This window comes from Butyrivibrio sp. NC3005 (assembly GCF_000424545.1).
In the GTDB taxonomy this organism is placed as follows: Bacteria; Bacillota; Clostridia; order Lachnospirales; family Lachnospiraceae; genus Butyrivibrio.
The window spans coordinates 1-18,011 of the sequence record NZ_AUKC01000040.1 but is presented as its reverse complement, the minus strand read 5'-3'; the positions used below and the strand labels follow the sequence as shown (position 1 = coordinate 18,011).

Annotated in this window: 18 protein-coding genes and 1 pseudogene; 5 read left to right on the top strand and 14 right to left on the bottom strand. The window is 34.1% G+C overall.

Annotated features, from left to right (window positions below; translation table 11 throughout):
- Positions 1 to 124: 124 nt before the first annotated feature.
- Both G634_RS0111080 and G634_RS0111075 read left to right on the top strand, forming a co-directional pair.
- A complete protein-coding gene (locus tag G634_RS0111080; RefSeq protein ID WP_026505353.1) occupies positions 125 to 1,150 on the top strand; it encodes a LacI family DNA-binding transcriptional regulator in 1,026 nt (341 codons plus the stop codon).
- Between the two features lie 313 nt (positions 1,151 to 1,463).
- Entirely contained in the window at positions 1,464 to 1,895 is a 432-nt protein-coding gene (locus tag G634_RS0111075) for a flavodoxin (RefSeq protein ID WP_026505352.1), read from the top strand.
- A 143-nt stretch (positions 1,896 to 2,038) separates the two neighbouring features.
- Here G634_RS0111075 and G634_RS0111070 read toward each other — a convergent pair whose 3' ends face one another.
- Positions 2,039 to 4,621 carry a heavy metal translocating P-type ATPase gene (locus G634_RS0111070; protein WP_026505351.1) on the bottom strand — a complete coding sequence of 861 codons (2,583 nt, stop codon included), beginning with the start codon at positions 4,619 to 4,621 and terminating at the stop codon, positions 2,039 to 2,041.
- A gap of 283 nt (positions 4,622 to 4,904) precedes the next feature.
- Here G634_RS0111070 and G634_RS0111065 point away from each other — a divergent pair, with 283 nt between their 5' ends.
- Entirely contained in the window at positions 4,905 to 5,393 is a 489-nt protein-coding gene (locus G634_RS0111065; RefSeq protein WP_026505350.1) for a hypothetical protein, read from the top strand.
- Between the two features lie 28 nt (positions 5,394 to 5,421).
- Here the strand turns inward: G634_RS0111065 and G634_RS0111060 are convergent, their stop codons facing one another.
- The 4 genes from G634_RS0111060 to G634_RS0111045 all read right to left on the bottom strand — a co-directional run bounded on the left by G634_RS0111060 (position 5,422) and on the right by G634_RS0111045 (position 10,030).
- Positions 5,422 to 5,817, bottom strand: a complete 396-nt coding sequence (locus G634_RS0111060) for a hypothetical protein (RefSeq protein WP_026505349.1) — start codon at positions 5,815 to 5,817, stop codon at positions 5,422 to 5,424.
- A gap of 170 nt (positions 5,818 to 5,987) precedes the next feature.
- Positions 5,988 to 6,419, bottom strand: a complete 432-nt coding sequence (locus G634_RS0111055; protein ID WP_026505348.1) for a DUF3574 domain-containing protein — start codon at positions 6,417 to 6,419, stop codon at positions 5,988 to 5,990.
- Positions 6,420 to 6,478: 59 nt separating this feature from the next.
- On the bottom strand, positions 6,479 to 8,458 hold the full coding sequence (locus tag G634_RS18900) for a glycoside hydrolase family 3 protein (RefSeq protein WP_051233856.1): 1,980 nt from the start codon (positions 8,456 to 8,458) through the stop codon (positions 6,479 to 6,481).
- A gap of 162 nt (positions 8,459 to 8,620) precedes the next feature.
- Positions 8,621 to 10,030: an aldehyde dehydrogenase family protein gene (locus G634_RS0111045; protein ID WP_026505347.1), complete on the bottom strand. Its 1,410-nt coding sequence runs from the start codon at positions 10,028 to 10,030 to the stop codon at positions 8,621 to 8,623.
- 262 nt (positions 10,031 to 10,292) lie between these two features.
- Here G634_RS0111045 and G634_RS0111040 point away from each other — a divergent pair, with 262 nt between their 5' ends.
- Both G634_RS0111040 and G634_RS0111035 read left to right on the top strand, forming a co-directional pair.
- Positions 10,293 to 11,318, top strand: coding sequence for a DUF2804 domain-containing protein (locus tag G634_RS0111040; protein WP_026505346.1), 1,026 nt, complete (start codon positions 10,293 to 10,295; stop codon positions 11,316 to 11,318).
- A gap of 104 nt (positions 11,319 to 11,422) precedes the next feature.
- On the top strand, positions 11,423 to 12,049 hold the full coding sequence (locus G634_RS0111035) for a polysaccharide deacetylase family protein (RefSeq protein WP_026505345.1): 627 nt from the start codon (positions 11,423 to 11,425) through the stop codon (positions 12,047 to 12,049).
- 201 nt (positions 12,050 to 12,250) lie between these two features.
- On the opposite strand, the gene G634_RS0111030 is transcribed toward G634_RS0111035, so the two are convergent.
- From G634_RS0111030 to G634_RS22000, 9 genes and pseudogenes are all read right to left on the bottom strand, one after another.
- Complete coding sequence (locus G634_RS0111030; RefSeq protein ID WP_026505344.1) at positions 12,251 to 12,730, bottom strand: DNA-deoxyinosine glycosylase; 480 nt, start codon at positions 12,728 to 12,730, stop codon at positions 12,251 to 12,253.
- Between the two features lie 39 nt (positions 12,731 to 12,769).
- A pseudogene (locus tag G634_RS18895) lies at positions 12,770 to 13,669 on the bottom strand (hypothetical protein).
- Positions 13,662 to 14,108 (bottom strand): GatB/YqeY domain-containing protein, encoded by a 447-nt coding sequence (locus tag G634_RS0111020; protein WP_026505343.1) that lies wholly within the window; start codon positions 14,106 to 14,108, stop codon positions 13,662 to 13,664. Before G634_RS0111020 ends, G634_RS18895 begins: the two are co-directional and overlap by 8 nt.
- Before the next feature lie 186 nt (positions 14,109 to 14,294).
- Entirely contained in the window at positions 14,295 to 15,152 is an 858-nt protein-coding gene (locus G634_RS0111015) for a beta-1,6-N-acetylglucosaminyltransferase (RefSeq protein WP_026505342.1), read from the bottom strand.
- A gap of 142 nt (positions 15,153 to 15,294) precedes the next feature.
- Positions 15,295 to 16,017, bottom strand: a complete 723-nt coding sequence (locus G634_RS0111010; protein WP_026505341.1) for a hypothetical protein — start codon at positions 16,015 to 16,017, stop codon at positions 15,295 to 15,297.
- A 76-nt stretch (positions 16,018 to 16,093) separates the two neighbouring features.
- Positions 16,094 to 16,435, bottom strand: coding sequence for an arsenate reductase family protein (locus G634_RS0111005; RefSeq protein ID WP_026505340.1), 342 nt, complete (start codon positions 16,433 to 16,435; stop codon positions 16,094 to 16,096).
- 79 nt (positions 16,436 to 16,514) lie between these two features.
- On the bottom strand, positions 16,515 to 16,694 hold the full coding sequence (locus G634_RS0111000) for a hypothetical protein (RefSeq protein WP_026505339.1): 180 nt from the start codon (positions 16,692 to 16,694) through the stop codon (positions 16,515 to 16,517).
- A gap of 124 nt (positions 16,695 to 16,818) precedes the next feature.
- Positions 16,819 to 17,661: a hypothetical protein gene (locus G634_RS18890; protein ID WP_051233854.1), complete on the bottom strand. Its 843-nt coding sequence runs from the start codon at positions 17,659 to 17,661 to the stop codon at positions 16,819 to 16,821.
- A gap of 193 nt (positions 17,662 to 17,854) precedes the next feature.
- The coding region (locus tag G634_RS22000; RefSeq protein ID WP_155830569.1) for a zinc ribbon domain-containing protein at positions 17,855 to 18,011 on the bottom strand (157 nt) is incomplete at its 5' end.

Sequence of the window (18,011 nt, the reverse complement as noted above, 5' to 3'; positions counted from 1 at the left end):
CTATTTCACATGATAACAATAGTTTGACAATATAATTCTTTTTATTTATAATTTAGCTTAAAGACTAGGTAACAGTATTTTGTTAACCGTAAAACAAATTATCAAAGGGGATAATGAGGTAAACATGAGTAATATTAGAGATGTTGCAAAGGCTGCAGGTGTTTCCACTGCTACAGTTTCAAGAGTCATAAATCATGATACCAAAGGTCGAATGACAGATGAAACTAAAGAGAAAGTCTGGGAAGCAATTGCGCAACTAAACTACAAATCTCCAGCAAAAAACATCCGAAAAACATCTGAAACCAAGTCAAATGACAATTCTAATGAGATTATTCGTATTGGATGTGTTATCAGTACCGAAAAGGATAAATATAGTGATCCCTATTATCTGAGCATACTTTCATCTATTGAAGAACACGCAAGGAAAAATAATTATCAAATACCAATGATAGCTACTTCAAAAGAACTTGAAGAATCCAAATCTCTTGATTCGTTTTTTTCTTTACCTTTGAATGGTATTATTCTGATGAATACTCTTAGTGCTAGTATTTATAAATATATTAAAGAACAGGTACCTTCCATAGTGGGGATAGATACCGCGCATACAGATATCGACAACATCGTTTATGATCATTACCACGCAGCAGCGCTTGCGGTAGATACACTTGTAGAAAAAGGCTATACAAATATTGGATTTTTTGGAGCTTGTTCAGAAGGATCTAAGCTTGCTGACAGCAAGAGATTTAGAGGCTATTTAAGTGCGATGTACTCACATGGATTAAATGTCAATCCATCTACCTGTATTAATTGTCATTGGAAAGAGGAAGAATGTCAGAAAGAAATAAAACGCTTATATCAAAACAATCTCCTTCCAAGAGCTCTAGTGGTATCAAGCGATTTAATGGCAATGGCAGTATTACGAGCGTTATATGATATTAATATTAGAGTTCCTGATCAAATAGCTGTTATGGGTATTTCAAATATAGAAATGTCAAAATACTCAAATCCTCCTCTTTCTACTATCAGCATTCCAACATATGATCTTGGTATTCTGGCTCTTGATACACTTAAGCAGAGAATTGAAGGATATGATATGCTCCCGCGTACTATTTCACTTCCAATCAAAGTAGTTCAAAGAGCCTCAGTATGAATATTGCAAAAACCACTCAGTGTATAAATAGCTGAGTGGTTTTTTCTTAACCTGATACCTCCAAATTTTTCATCCTTTAACAGCTACATGTCCAATTATATACAATAAAACGTAAAACAAAATGGAATTAAAAAGTTATAAACAATACTTTCCTAATACTTAGAAAGAAACTTTGTAATTGAAAAATGTTATCAAATAACTGTATTGATTTTACCGTTAGCATATGCTAACTTATTCATCAAGAAGACATTTCTATCATAATTCAGAAAGGATGCTGCTATTTTTTATGTACGGCAGCAGAAGGATATTACCAATGAAAAAAGTAAAGGTTGTATTTTGGAGTGGAAGTGGAAATACCATGGCAATGGCTAATGCAGTTGCAGATGGTATCACTAAAGCAGGTGGTGAAGCTGAAGTTACTACTTTCGATGCTCTTAGCCCAGATGATGCTTCAAAGGAAGATGTTATTGCTTTTGGATGTCCTGCAATGGGCGCAGAAGTTCTTGAAGAAGGAACAGTTGAGCCATTTATGGCAGACTACGAAACAAAATGCAGCAGCAAAAAAGTTGCACTTTTCGGTTCCTATGGATGGGGCGACGGTCAGTGGATGCGTGACTGGCAGGATAGACTTTCATCTGCAGGTGCTACTATTATCGGTGGCGAAGGTGTTATAGCTAACAGTTCACCAAACGAAGAAGCTGTTCTTCAATGTGAAGATCTCGGAAGACAGTTGGTCCAGGCATAATGCTTAAGAGCGAAAACTAATACCTATCAATTTAATGTAACATTTCTCTTGAAACCCATAATTATAAATAAAGCCTTCATACAAAAAGTGTCAATGCACCAATGTATGAAGGCTTTATCTATATTTTTGTCTCAAATAGATTTTTATTCTATTCCAAGTACTTTGTAATCTTGAGCTTCAACAGCATTTTTTAATACATCATCTTCGACCTCGGAGCTGAGAGTTACTACCGCGGTTTTCTTGTTGTGATCAGCAACAGCGCTATCAACACCGTCGATTGCTTCAAGTACCTTTTTTACACGTGCCTCACAATGTTCACACATCATTCCTTCTACTCTAAGAGTCTTTGTCATTTTTTTGCTCTCCTTTTCCTCTTTGTTTTCCACAATATCCTCTTTTACAGAATCTTCTGCAAGTGCAGGACGTTTACATTTATAATCATGAGCCGCATCATGAACCTTGAACAGATTAAGACGCAGTGCATTCATACACACAGTAAAACTTGATAACGACATAGCCGCAGCTCCCCACATCGGATTCATATGGATATGAGAATAAAGTCCAGCAGCCATTGGTATTAGTATAATGTTGTAGGCAAATGCCCAAAACAGGTTTTCATAAATATTTCGAAGCGTTCCTCTACTAAGTCTAATTGCACCGGAAACGTCTGTAAGCTTGGAATTCATAAGGACTACATCAGCTGAATCTACTGCAACATCAGCACCTGCTCCAATAGCAATTCCTATATCAGCTCTTGTTAGTGCCGGTGCATCATTTATTCCATCACCAACCATTGCAACTTTTCCGCGCTTTTGAAGTTTTCGAATTACATCCTCTTTTTCATTTGGCATAACCCCTGCTATAACTTTATCTACTCCAGCCTGTTTTCCAATTGCATTTGCTGTTTTTTCATTATCTCCAGTCAGCATTACAACTTCGATACCCATGTTCTGCAGCTCTTTGACAGCTTTCGCAGAATCTTTTTTTATAACATCAGATACCGCTATTATTCCGAGCAGCCTTTCACCTCTTGCAAAGAAAAGAGGTGTCTTTCCTTCTTCAGAGAGCTTTTTCTCATGAGTACTCATAATAGAATCAACATTTACTACAGATCTTATGTATTTTCCAGATCCTGCATAAAGCTTTTGTCCATTCTGCTCTGCTATGATTCCACTTCCAGAAATAGCTTTCCAGTTGAAAATAGGGTGAGTCGGACAAGGAGGATCATCTATTGCACTAACTATAGCTATAGCTAAAGGATGTTCACTTCTTACTTCCAATAAATAAGCTGTAGATAAAAGTTCTGATTTAGACACATTATCTGCTGGAATAATATCTGTAACTGTGGGCTTTCCTTCTGTAATAGTCCCCGTTTTATCGAGTGCTGCTATTTGAATCTTACCTGTTGTTTCAAGTGCCTGACTTGTCTTAAACAAAATCCCGTTTTTTGCCCCCATGCCATTACCTACCATAATAGCTACAGGAGTTGCAAGTCCTAGCGCGCATGGACAACTGATAACCAGAACGCTTATAGCTCTTTCCAATGCAAAAACAGTTCCCTCTCCCAGAATAATCCAAATGAAAAACACAAGTAATGCAATAGCTATAACTGCAGGAACAAATACTCCCGAAACCTTATCTGCAATTCGAGCAATGGGAGCTTTTGTTGCAGCCGCATCACTTACCATTTGAATTATTTGAGCAAAAATAGTATCTTCCCCTACCTTATTAGCTTTAGCTTTAATAAAGCCAGATTGATTCATGGTAGCAGCGCTTACTTTATCTCCAGCTTTTTTATCTACTGGAATGGATTCTCCAGTAAGAGCTGATTCATCAACTGCACTCTCACCTTCTATGACAACACCATCAACAGGAATAGATTCTCCAGGTTTCACAATAAAAATATCGCCAACTCTAACTTCATCAATATCAACTATTTTACTAAGTCCATCTCTTTGAATTGTAGCAGTCTTTGGCGCCATCTTCATGAGATTTTTAAGCGCATCTGTAGTTCTACCCTTAGAAAGGGATTCAAGGGTTTTACCTACTGTGATAAGAGCCGGAATCATGGCTGCGGATTCAAAATATAATTGACTATGATAGATATCCATAAGTTCAGTATTTGGTATTCCATTTGTTATCATCAAAGTCATCTTATAGAAAACATAGAGTGACCAGCCAAAGGAAACCGACGATCCTAACGCAACCAAGGCATCCATATTTGGATTTTTGTGCCACAAAGTCTTAAATCCGGATATAAAGAAATTTTTATTTATGTACATCACGATTATTGCCAGTATCATCTGCGTAAGTGCAAGTCCTAAATGGTTATAGTTTAGAAAAGACGGAATGGGAAGCTTTAGCATATTGTGTCCCATGGTTATATACATAAGAATCAATAAAAATCCCAAGGACATTAAAAGCCTCTTTACAAGCTTTGGAGTGTCACGATCTTTCAAAGCCTCTTCTTCAGCTGCAAGTTTAGAAGATGCATGATGTAATTCAGAATCTTTGGTTTTATTATTATAGCCTTTAAGGCTTGCTCCATATCCAGCTTCTTCAACAGCTGCTATAACATCTGTTTCACTTACATTACCTATAACGCCCATCGAATTTGTCAATAGTGATACACTTACTGATTCAACTCCATCCAGCTTTGCAACAGCTTTTTCAACTCTTGACTGACAAGCCGCACAAGTCATTCCGGTTACAATGTATTGTTTCATAACTTTGTTGTTACCTCCAATCGTTCTAACAATACTTTTTTATTATTGCTAAGATTTAGGATAATCATCAATATTATAATAGTCCCCTTTACTATTATTCAATATATACTAGGGGGGACTATGTGTCAACACATAACTTACTCTCTATAGGGAAACTGACAAATCTTCTTATTTATTATACAATTACCTTACAGTTCTAAAGCTTCCAATGTAGCATCAGGCAATTACGTGAAAGTGTTGCCTTACTGTTTTTAGAGCTACTACTGACTTATTTGGAGGGTTAATGAAAAAAATACTATCAAACATATTATTTAAGGGTATACTATTACTTTGTTTGCTATTTGTATTTAGAATAGTTTTTTATTATGTGCAGCTTTCTTTACATGTGGATTTTTCCTTTTCCTATCGCAACATAGATGGATATGAAAATATAATTTTTGTACAAAATAAAACTGCATACAAACGTTCTTTTTGGGGATTGCAAAAAACAGATGAAACTCTTCCTCTATTAGAAGATGCAAGTTCCGATAAAGATGATAAAGCCCTAAAAAAGCTAAAGGAAGTTATTGGAGAAAACTACTATCTAAGTCAATGCATCTTCTCCCCTGACAACACTAAGATTCTATATGTAGAAATCCGTCCATGGGGAGAAGGTGCTCCTACTGATGACGAAAACTATTATTGCAAAGTATTAGACCTTAAGACTAAAAAGACAATAACTGTATTCAAAGGTCCTCAGCAATATTTTAAGGTGTACTGGTTTGATTCATGATTTTTTCAAATCAAAATAAAAACCAACATCAGCCACCAATTACAAAATGCTGGATAACCTGCGCTATTGCGAACAATAATACAAGTGAAAAAAAGCTCATTACACAGAAAGTACTTCCTTTATATTTAAAGCTAATCCATGCCTTGAAAACGCGCAAAAGCGCCAATAAATAAAAAGCCATAAAAGGAATTGTAACCAGCGCAAATACCTGATAGGAAATAAGAAAAAGAATAAAGAATCCTATCATTGTTCCAGCCCATAGCTTAAGCAAAGAGTCCTTCGGATGCTTATCTGTTACTTCAAGAGTTTTCTCAGATATTTCATCAACATCTACAAATATCTTCTTGAAATTAATCGTAAATCTTCCCTCGTACTCCTTTAAAGCTTTGGCTTCAAAATCGTTTTCATCGCCCCAGTTGCCCATGAAAATACCTCCCAAATAATTATTTTTTGAAAAAACATATAAATATAACACTTAAGAATAATTTTAATAGTTTTACAAAAATTCTCAAGTTTTTTTCAAAAAATCATAAAGAAGAATTAATAGAAAATAATTGTAGCTGCTACATTCCTGTTTTTATTCTTATCCCTTTACTAGTTTTTTGATCCATAATAGAATTCTGTTTTTGTCTCATTAGCTTGAATAAGAATAGAACTTTGATTGAACTCTTTAATCAAATCATCTGCTGCTGCATGTACCTTGTCTATATCAGTATTACTAAGAAGTATAACTACTGTATATTCATGATCCACTGTTCCATTCTCATTAGTCCAGCCTCCATTGGCCTCCTGAATAGTAAATCCATCGAAATGCTTTGTCAATACTTCATCAACTTTCGCTTTGATTTCTTCTGTAGTCCCAAATGCGGTATAGGTATCCTTATCATTCGTTCCAAGAAAAAGTACATATTGAATATCTTTATCTTCGTTTGAGTTTCCCTCAACGCTTTTGTATAGACTTGTTAATGACAAACATATTGCTATAATACTAAGGATAATTGTTATTATGCTAAATTTTTTTGACATAAAACTCCTTTCTTAGACATTTTTTCTTATGGCTACATAGACAATAATACAAAGCATTTTTACAGATTTCGCTTATATAAAAGTTCTTTTGATATTTCATTCTTTTGATTTAGTTTTGGTATATTCACGGGGCATACACCTTTAACAGTACTTTTTCCAAAGCAAGCCACAAGCCCTGATGCCAAATTTGGAATATACGCACTTCCTTCTCCAATTTCCGGAGGAACTTGTCTCATAGCTGCAGAATTATATGTAAGAATAACTGCGTCTGCCTTCAAAAATCTAGCTGCATCATACGGAAGCTGACAAGAAACTAATATAGACTTTTTCCCAACATCATGCCTCTTATTAATAATACTATCGAACACAGCTGATGAAAAACCTGCATCTGTACCTTTATCCAGACATGCAGTACTATAAGTCCTGTATACTAAAATGCAATGATCTGCTTTACTTGCTTCTTTCACGCATTCTTCGCTATTTTCTGTAGTATTTACCATAACTGATATTTGAGAATCTAACGTAATTCCTTTTTCTTTCAACATTTTTTTCGCTAAGTCTACATTTCCTACACGACTTGCGCAATTGTCAGCAAATAGTATTAATACCTTCTCATTATCTTTAACGTTTAGTGGAAAAGCATTATCTTTATTCTTTAATAATGTCAAAGCTTCATTTGCTATGTTCAATGCCACATCTTTATGCGCCTTGCTTCCTACATTGATTATAGCGTTATATATTTGACTTTCTGTTACGTTAAAATTTGTTTTTTCAAGTAACCCATATTTTTGTTTTAGTAAAAGAATCCTTCTTACAGAATCATCTATTCTATCTATGCTGATTTTTCCTGACTGGGCGAGATTCACTGCCATGTCTGTAATATTAAGTGTATGCTGGAAAAGCTGCGTGTTAGTGACAAGTGGTAAAATCAGCATATTAACACCTGAATTAATTGTAAGGGTAAGTACATCTTCTACATTAAAATTTTCTGTTATTGCTGCCATATCAAGTGCATCTGATACAATCACTCCATCAAAACCCATTTCTTTTCGAAGTAAATCTGTAAGAATAGTACTACTCATAGTTGCCGGAAGATAAACCTTTTCACCAGTTGAAATTGATGTATATGTATTAGTTTCAATCATTGGATATTGAATGTGAGCAGTCATAACCATGTCTGCGCCTGCATCAATTGCCTTTTTAAAAGGTATAAGATCCGACTTTTTCAGTTCATCAAGACTACTTTTTATGCAGGGAAATCCTGTATGACTATCTGCATCTGTATTGCCATGGCCAGGAAAATGCTTTAGCGTAGCAATTGTATTAGTATCATGAAGTCCGTTCATATATGCTATACCATATTCCGCTACAACATCGGGAGAATCAGAAAATGAACGTACACCTATTACTGGATTTGCAGGATTACTATTAACATCCATTACTGGTGCAAAATCTGTATTAATTCCTAAAAGTGACAATTCTTCACCGTACACTCTTGCCATTAGTCTTGCATTATCAGGATTATTTGTTGCAGCTAAAGCCATATTACCTACACCGGAAGTTCCAAAACCTATACGCGCAACATTACCACCTTCCTGATCAACCGAAACAAAAAGAGGAATTCCACCACCACTTTGGTTAGTTAGTTGCATATCTGCAACTAACCTTAAAGTCTGCTCTGCATCACGAAAATTCTCAGCAAATAAAACAGTCCCGCCAAAGTGATGATTTGTTAATGCCATTTTTATTTCATCGTTTAATTCAGTTATATTTACAGGTTCTTTCCCACTTTCTTTTCCGACTACAGGATTTTGTGAGTTATCAGGAACTTCTTTCCATATACGATATGATACAAACATCATCTGTTCTAACTTGTCTTTAAGTGTCATTTTACTTAGAATCTCATTAATATCTGCCTGAGACTGCTGTTTTACTGTTGACGCAGCTTTATTTGAAGCTGCCACAGAAGCAGGAACTAAATAGAATAAAATAAGAATACACATTAATGCTGAGATAACTCTTTTACATGTTTTTCTCATAATTTTTTCCTTTTCATCATGAAAATGTTAATAGTAACTCACATTGCTTTATTATAGAAAAAAACAAAATAATTCTTAATATCTGCCAAAATCACAACAGATATTACTCCTTACTCATTTAATATATCGACTTCTTTTCATAAGTTTTTATTTTCTATTGAATCACCTTTCAAAAAATTTTATCAGCACCTCTTTCCATTTTCCATCATATGGATGTTCTCTCATTGAAAGATTAAATCCAGATGAACCTATTAGAACACTTTGAGGATGCGTAAATTCTCTAAATCCCCATTTCCCGTGATACGCACCCATTCCAGAATGTCCCACTCCGTTAAATGGCACTCCTTTTACCATCATATGAAGACAAACTTCGTTAATGCATCCTCCTCCAAATTGCATTTTCTGCATTGTTTTTTTAGCCCATTTCACATCCTTTGTAAAAATATAAAGTGCAAGTCCATGCTGCCTTGATGATATTTTTTCTATAAGTATTTCCACTTCATTGTCTTTAAAAGGTACTACCGGTAAAATTGGACAGAACAACTCTTTTTTAACTATATCTTCATCAATATCTACAGGATAGATGACAGTAGGCTCATATTTTAAAGAGTTTGGATCTCCATGACCACCATAATAAATTCGTTCTTTATAGGCAAAAACCTCTTTGTCGCAATTGTTATATGCTTTTTTTCCTATAAGATGTGGATACTCAGGATTATTAAGTGCATCCTTTCCCAATTGTTTTCTAAAAGCTTTTTTCAATTCTATAAGAAATTCATCCGCTATTTCACTGGCAACCGCTACTTGATTTATATTAATGCATATTTGTCCGCTATTAAGAACCTTGAAAAAAGCTATTTTTCTGGCTGCATCTTTTATATTGGCATCCTTTCGGATAATGCACCAATTACCAGTTTCGCCTCCCAGTTCCAATGCAGCAGGTGTTAGATTTTTAGCCGCCATTTCAAGTACATGTACACCTACCTTCGGAGAGCCTGTATAAAAAATTTTATCAAATTTTTGTTCAAGACAAAAATCTGCAATATCGTGGCCTCCCCCAAGTACTGTCACATATTTTGATGGAAATGTTTCAGCAATTATTGTCTGAATAATATTAGTACTATTAAGAGATTTAGAACTTGCCTTAATCACTGCGGTATTCCCTGCCGCAATACTGGCAGTAAGAACTCCCAGTGATAATAGAACAGGAAAATTAAATGGACTTATTATCAAAGTAACTCCATAAGGCATTTTATAAACTTTAGTTATAATACTTGGAAAACAATGTAATCCGCTAAAATGTGTCTCTGGTTTTGCCCAGTTTCTTAACCCCTTAATAGTTTCATTTATTTCCAAAATAAGACTTCCAATATCGCAAAAATATCCCTCAAGATAACTTCTTCCCAAATCTTTTGAAAGAGCATTTAGAATCATATTTTCATGTGCAAGTACTGCTTTCTTTAACCTTCTAAGTTGTCTTATTCTAAAATCTATACTAAGTGTTTTGCCAGTATTAAAAAAGGCTTTCTGCATCTCTACTATTTGAAAAATGTCTTCTCTACTATAATCCACACATATTCCTCCTGTCTCATCTATCGTTACTTTTTATTTTTGCGCGCTTTAACAGTAGACAAATTTTGTACCTTCAACATTCTAAACCTGATACAAAAGAGCTTATTACATTTTTAATATGAAAACATATTTCAGCAAAAAACATAATTTCGCACATCGTCATAATAATATTACAACAAAAATGCTATGATATATATGTAAATAAGAATAGATTATACTAAGTTAGGTTTCTTTGATTAATATTTTTTTCGGAGGAAAAAGTATGAGTAGAAATCACGAAGTTATAGAGCCTCATGAACTTCTAGATGAACATGGTGAACTGGTAGAACCTGGTTGGTCACGAAAACTAATTCAAACATATGACCGTTCCAAAATCAAGGCCCCCAAATGGAGAATAAAGGAATGGGATTACTATCTTGTTTTATCTGACAAATTTGCTGGAGCATTTACTATTTCTGATGACGGATACATTGGACTTCAATCTGTTTCATTACTTATCTTCGGTGATACCCCCTACGAACACACCGAAACAATCCTAAATCCATTTCCTCTAGGTAATATAAAACTTCCTCAGTCTTCTACCTCTGGTGTAACTTTTTACGAAGACAAACGACTTTGCATGCAATTTGAAGCCACAAATAATACCAGACACATCAAATGCCATTTCAAAAATTTTTATAACAAAAAAGATTTTATTTGCGATATCTGGTTGGAACAACCACCTATGGATTCAATGGTAATTGCTACTCCATGGGATAGGAAACACGCTTTTTACTACAACCAAAAAATAAATTGCATGAGAGCTTCAGGCTACATGGAATATGATAATCAAAAATACTTCTTTAATCCTTCGACCGATTTTGGAACACTTGACTGGGGACGAGGCGTGTGGACTTATGACAATGTCTGGTATTGGGGTTCTGGTAACTGTGATCTTAATGGTAATTCATTTGGATTTAATATCGGATACGGATTTGGTAATACAAAAGCTGCTACTGAAAATGTGATTTTCTATAATGGAAAAGTCAATAAATTAGATGATATTACATTCCACATTCCCTTAAGCTCTTACACTGATCCATGGAAATTCACTTCTTCAGATGGAAGATTCGAAATGGATTTTACTCCTGTTATAGACAGATGCGCTCATATTGACTGTAAAATCATCTCCTCTGATCAGCATCAGGTATTTGGACGAATGAGCGGAACTGCTATTCTTGATAATGGAGAAAGAATCCAAGTAAACAATATGATGTGTTTTGCTGAAAAAGTCCATAATAAATACTGATTTTTCTTGTAAAAAATTGTATGTTGAGTCCCCAAAATGTATAATTAAACTTGTGTTTTTCTTTATTTAATACTTTTTATTTTATAAGAGAGGTCATAAAAAACATGAGCGAAAAAAAATACATTGCATTGACATTTGATGATGGTCCGTCTGATACAACAACAAAGAAAGTTTTATCCAAACTAAAAAAATATGGAGTTAAAGCCAGTTTTTTCCTTATCGGAAATAATATGACACCTGAAAGAGAATATTTGGTTAAAGAGGAAATAGCTTATGGATGCGATATCCAAAATCATTCTCTTACTCATTCTGATATGAGAGAAATGGATGCAGATACGATTAAAGCTGAAATCAATGAAACTACTCGCAAAATTGTAGCTCTTACAGGTAAAGAACCTACGTTCTTCAGACCACCATATATCTATGTTAACGATACTATGTTTGATAATATTCCTCTTATCTTTATAAGTGGTTACGGTTGTAATGACTGGATTCCGGAAGAAAGTGCCAGTCAAAGAGCAAAGATGGCTATAGATGGTGCAAGAGACGGAGCAGTTATTCTGTTGCATGATTTAGAAGGAAATGATGCGACAGTTGAGGCACTCGACACTATTATTCCTGAACTTAAGAATAGGGGATATGAATTTGTAACAATAACTGATTTGTTCAATAGAGCGGGCATAAGTTATGAAAATGCCAAAAAAGAGGTTTACTCCTATACGGATCAGTAAATGGTAGTCCGTTCTGCTCATGAAATATTACAAGCCAGTAAAACTAATCTACTAAGTATTTAAAGCAATAAACTATAAGTTTTTGATTTTACATTTTAAGAAATTTGTCGCTTATTGCTTATATTGTTTTCTTATTGCCAAAAAGACAGCCTTTTCTAAGCATCTGCTAAAAAAGGCTGTCTTTATCATAATGTTTGATTTTTATTTGGATATAATAATTTTCCATGCCTCCACTAACTTTTCCACTGACCATGCTGCGTTGGCAGGACTTGTTGACGGAAGACATATAGCTTTTTTGCCAATCTTTTTTTCTGTGTACTTCTTATAGTATTTCTCAGCAGCTTTGCCATTTACAAAGATTTTTTCAATTGAAGAATTATCTATAATCTCTGAAAGGTCATTTGCTACAACATTTCGAATCGTAGAATCTGCAGAACCTTCAATATCACAGGATGCAATAACGTCCCATACTGCTATGTTATTTCTAAGTAAAAAAGCTTTTTTACTTTCAACAGTATCGGGAACATCTTCATTACATATCTTAGCGATTACTTTCCAAAAGCGGTTCTGCGGATGTCCATAAAAAAACATTGCCTCTCTTGATTTTACAGACGGAAAACTACCCAGAATTAACACTTTGGAATTTTGGTCGTATACAGGCTTGATTGGATGAATAATCATTCTTTAATCTCCACTTTATATCTTTTATCTATTTTGTCATTAGAATAGATCAAGCATGCTATCCAAGTACAGCTCTTCTCTGACATTAAGACAGTATTCTGGTTTTGTCATGTAATAAAGAAGAAATTCCAAAATAATTGCACTTCCAAGTCCGCGCCCTTCTATTTTGAAGTTAGTAAATCCCATTGGAGCATATATATTCTGAATATCCTCTATCCCGATAAACTGTGGATTTTTCATAGCATCAGAAAAGCGATAACCTCTACTTGCTGAAGGTGAAACGCAGATATGATCTTCACAATCTTCTCAAAGACTCTTTCTGCTTACATTTTCATAACAGTTTTTTCTGTCGTAGCAACCTGCAAAACAGCATTCGTTACACAAAAATTCCACCTTATCTTTTTGTTCTTTTGTCAAAGAATTAAGTTTAGTAAAATCTTTATTTAACCTAAAGTCTGGTACTACAAATCGAAAATCATCTCTGTTTAATTCATTTTCAAACAGCGTAAAATCTGTCAGTACTTTTGTAGTTGACGACACGAAATAAAAGTCCGGATAGTTCTTTTTTATATATTCAAGCAGCAAATCAGAATAAATAATAACACCATTGGCATTTTCATTGCTTTTTTCAAATAAAGTACATAAGCTATTGCATTTTTTATCTGTAAGGTGCTTTTCTGTAATCAGGGAATTGCTAAATGTTAGCCTGGCTGAAATGTCATATTCACTCATTAATGCAGCAACACTTGCAGCTTTAGCATCTCCAAATCCAACTCGGCCGCCTCCCCATATACAATCTGCGGGAGCACCATATATAGAACCAATTTCACACCAGGAATAAAAGTATTCTCTATGTTTTTTATATAGTGGCAAAAAAGCCCTGTAAAATTCATAAAAATCAAATAATCCAGGTAAATGATAGTAAATCTTATTAATCATTCTTATTAGTAAGCTCTGCAACAATCATATTGATTGCCTTTCCATCAGCTTTTCCCTTAAGAGCAGGCATAACTGCCTTCATTATTGCGCCCTTATTGCCTGATGCTATAACATCCGCAAAGTTCTCTGTAAGGAACTTTCTAATCTCATCTTCGCTCATCATTGATGGAGCATATTCTTTTATTACATCATATCTAAACTGGTACTCTTCTTTAAGATCAGTTCTGTCATCAGGACAGGTATCGAGCTGTTCTTTTGCGGTTTTAAGAGATTTGAGAATAACTTTATCTACAAGTTCCTCGCTGATGTTATCTCTACTTCCGGCATCAATTGCTGCCTTTTTTACATCAGAAACCAAAGATGAAATAGCATCTTTTCTAGCCTTGTCTCTTGCTTTCATGGCTGTAATCATAGCTTTTTGTAATGTCTCAAACTGCATTTTTATTTCCTCCTCATTTAACCCAAAATGCGTAATTTACACGTATAGTTGTCTTACTATAGCAATTAACCGTAGTAGTCTGTGCGTATTTCACTCTACAAGTTTAAGTTTCCCTCACAGTATAGCACATTTCATGGTATCCGAAGCATCCATGATTAGAAAATTACCTAAACATAGTTTGCGAGATTAATACGCATTATCAGTGAATTTATCCTGTAAAGCAATGTATAGAGGATCATCATGTCTTATAATTTTCCTTGCAAAAAAAGCATTCGATAATTCTATTTCACTTAAGTTACTTATATCTAATACCTTAGGTCCATTGACATTTTTATAATCCCACACAGCATACCTTAGATTATCTCTAACAACAGTATTTTTAAGTCTGCTAAATAAAATTGCGTTGGTAAGCCAAAATTCTTCTGAATTCTCACAATACTTAAGATTTGCAATCCTTTTTTGGGTAAGGTAGTCTAGGCATATTTTGGCAGCTTCACGTGTAATCGACCCCCATACAAGACCTTTATAGGCATAAGTAGTTTTCCTTTTTATTCCTAGTGAATATTGCAAATTTCGAATTATTTTATCAATGTAGATAAATAGTTTATTCTTACTTTTTCTATCGAAAATATGCTGTAAATGGTATATTTGATATCTCTTTTGCATTACAGGCATATTTGTTATATCACAGACTTCTATATAATTATGTTCGTTAGCATCAAAGAACCTTTCGAATTCTGAGTAAGATTTTACAGGAAAATCAGCATCACTTATAAGATGAAATCTTGTATTTTCTTTATTTTTCATAGCCTCTTTCAAAAGTGTAGCAAGAGAAAGTAGATGATAATAACTTCCCCACTTTATTTTATACAACGAAATGGCATAAACATTATTTTTACTATTAAGAATCTCCAAGTGCTGTGAGTCTGAAAAAGCTGATTTCTTATCAATGTGAACATAGCAATTAAAATATTTTGAATATATATCTAATAGCCTACTAAGTTCATCGAAATCTCTGTACGCTGACATAATTATTGCCTGCATAATTTACCCCTTATTAATCAATATACAAAATTTCCAACCTTTTATAATATGTAAAAATCAATTGAGCTTTCCTGCAACATATGGTACTTTCCCTTTTGATGAAAATATGATACATGCTTCAAACTAATCATTTGATATGTATTTATGGAAGAAATAATTCCAAAACAATCTCTAACGGAATTGCCAGTTCGCAAAGCATTGTCCCGCATAGTATCATAAAATATCCAACAGCTGTAAACCAAAACTCAAAAGATTTATTGAATTTAATCTTGTTCTCCGAGATGAAACTTTTAGGATACTGCGGGTTAACATAAATATTTATGAATTCTGAAACCTTGATTTTTTTCTCGTTATATTCCTCATAATCAGCATCTTTTTCAATAGATTTACCATTTATGGTATAACTAATCCTAGGCACAAATACTTCCTGGGTATGCCCATCTTCATTTTCTCTATATCTTTTTGAAAAAGAAATTATCTGAGCAGTAACTCTTTGGGGACAACTTACCTTTTTGGCCTCTGTGCTGTTCTTAATCCCAATTCCAATATATGCAAATAAAAGTCCCATTATAAATACAAAAAGCTCAAAAAATTCAAAGTGTACATACCCGCGGATGCTCTGTTTTACAAAAGACATTAACAATACCAGAAAAACAGGTCCTACAAGCCTTAACAAGTTTAATACTCTATGAGCACTAGTTGCTTTTTGACCTCTTAGTAATGGGTCTATATCTATTCTATTATCAAATGCATCAGCAAGCTTTTTGTAATAGACAAAAGCTGCTATTACAAGTCCTATAGCTATAACTCCTAATACTTTCACTATGACCGATTTTGATATCATGAAAAAATAAACTTTAAGCATTACTAAATAATCTCTTTCTTTATAAAGAAATTTACGATTTCTTGTTGAAATATACTATGTTTTGCTACTTGTAATGTTATTCCCATTTCTTCCACACTTCAGGTTGATACCCTATTGTGGACTGTTTTCCATTTCTTACAACTGGTGTTTTTATAAGCTGCTGGTTTTCTAACAGCTTATCGAACTTATCCTCGCTTGCAATATATGTAATAATATCAAGCGCATCTTTGTCTTTTGCATCTTTGTTTATTAGTTCATCTATACCACCATTTGCACTCATGACAGCTTTTAATTCACCTTTACTCATGCCTTTTTCTTTCATATCAACAAATTGATATTTGATTCCGCGCTCTTTAAAAAATCTTTCTGCTTTCTTTGTATCATTACATTTCTTTGTTCCAAATATCTGTATATTCATAATCCTTCGATTTCCCTTACTAATTGCTTTTTATACTAGTACTTTACTATAGTATTATCATTGTTTTATTATTCTTTAGTCAATCCTCAATCCAGAAATCACCTACGTCTAAGTTGTGATCAATAAGCCATTTATCCTCAACTGTAACAAAAGACTTGTTACCATTTTCGTCTTCTAAAGTTACTGATACAGTTGGCTTTTTGCTAAAATTTTCTTCACAGCCAAAGTCGCCATCAAAAATATGTATTATTTTTCTCATGGAAGTCCTCATCTTTTTGAATTATTGAAAAACCACATAAAACAGGTTATTCTTTTACATTATAATTCAAAAAAAGACCTAAATCATTATATTTTCCAATAATAATTTAGGCCTTTGAATATTATTAGTGAAGCGATGTAAACGTTACTTTATAATTACTATTTCCATCTGTCAGGGTATCTATTTTCCCCTCATTCTCAACATCTAACACTTTAGCTCTAAACATATAGGGCTGCAATTCTCTACACATTGATTTCTCCCATTCAGGAATTGCGTAAAAAAGTGAAAAACTCTCGTTCTTGACTCTACTTGCTGTCATGTAGCCAAAAAGCGTATGTTCGAAACTATGAAGTGACGTTTTCCAGTTATGAGCTTTAGGATAGTTTATTACTGGCTTATCTGTTGCTCCATCTACCATATGCCAGATTTCTCCATGCTCGTGATCGGTCATTACATCAAACCAATACTTGTGCGTGTTATTCAAGAATCTATAGTAAGACGGATCATGAATAGAAAGTATTTCTGCAGCCTGGTCTAGTTCTGCCAAAATCCACCACTCTTTATCTATGTCAAGATTTCCATTCTGGTCAAAACGCCTTGCCCATGAACCATTTTTGTCTATATACGCATCTAGGAGTATCCTATGTATCTTAGGTCTTGCAAAGTTAATATACTCCACGTTATTTAGAAGTTCGCCAACTTTCAGAATAACCCAGAATGTCTTTACTGAGTGACCAAAATCTGTATGATCAGTTCCCAGATTCATACTCATGGCATCACTGTCAACACCCCAGAAAAATCCATATTGTTCGCTATAGAACTGCGTAATAAGAATATCTGTAATCTGCTTCATATCATCACGCCACTTCTGTGCATAAGGCATTGGAAGTGCTGGAGTTATCATCAACATGTATGCATATAGCTGATCTAATTGAGCTACTATCTGAACCTCTGGATTATATTTCAAAAATCTTGGAAGCCACGTTAAATACCCGTTACTGAAAACTTATAAAAAGTCATAAACTTTTATGTTTCATTCCTACTTCATCGAGTATGCTTTTGACGATGAAAGAATCAATCTACTCACAAGTTCTTGTACTCTCCATAGGCGTAAATTCCGAATTAACGTATCCGTACACATTTGCATTAACGTTCAAGTGTTAGCTTGCAAATTTTTCTCCATAAGCTTTTAAGTTTAGTGATGCCTGAAAATCTCTGTCTATGACATTTCCACATTCACATCTATAAATCCTGTCAGATAATTTCAAATCTTTTTTGATATTTCCACAACAACTACACAGTTTTGATGATGGATAA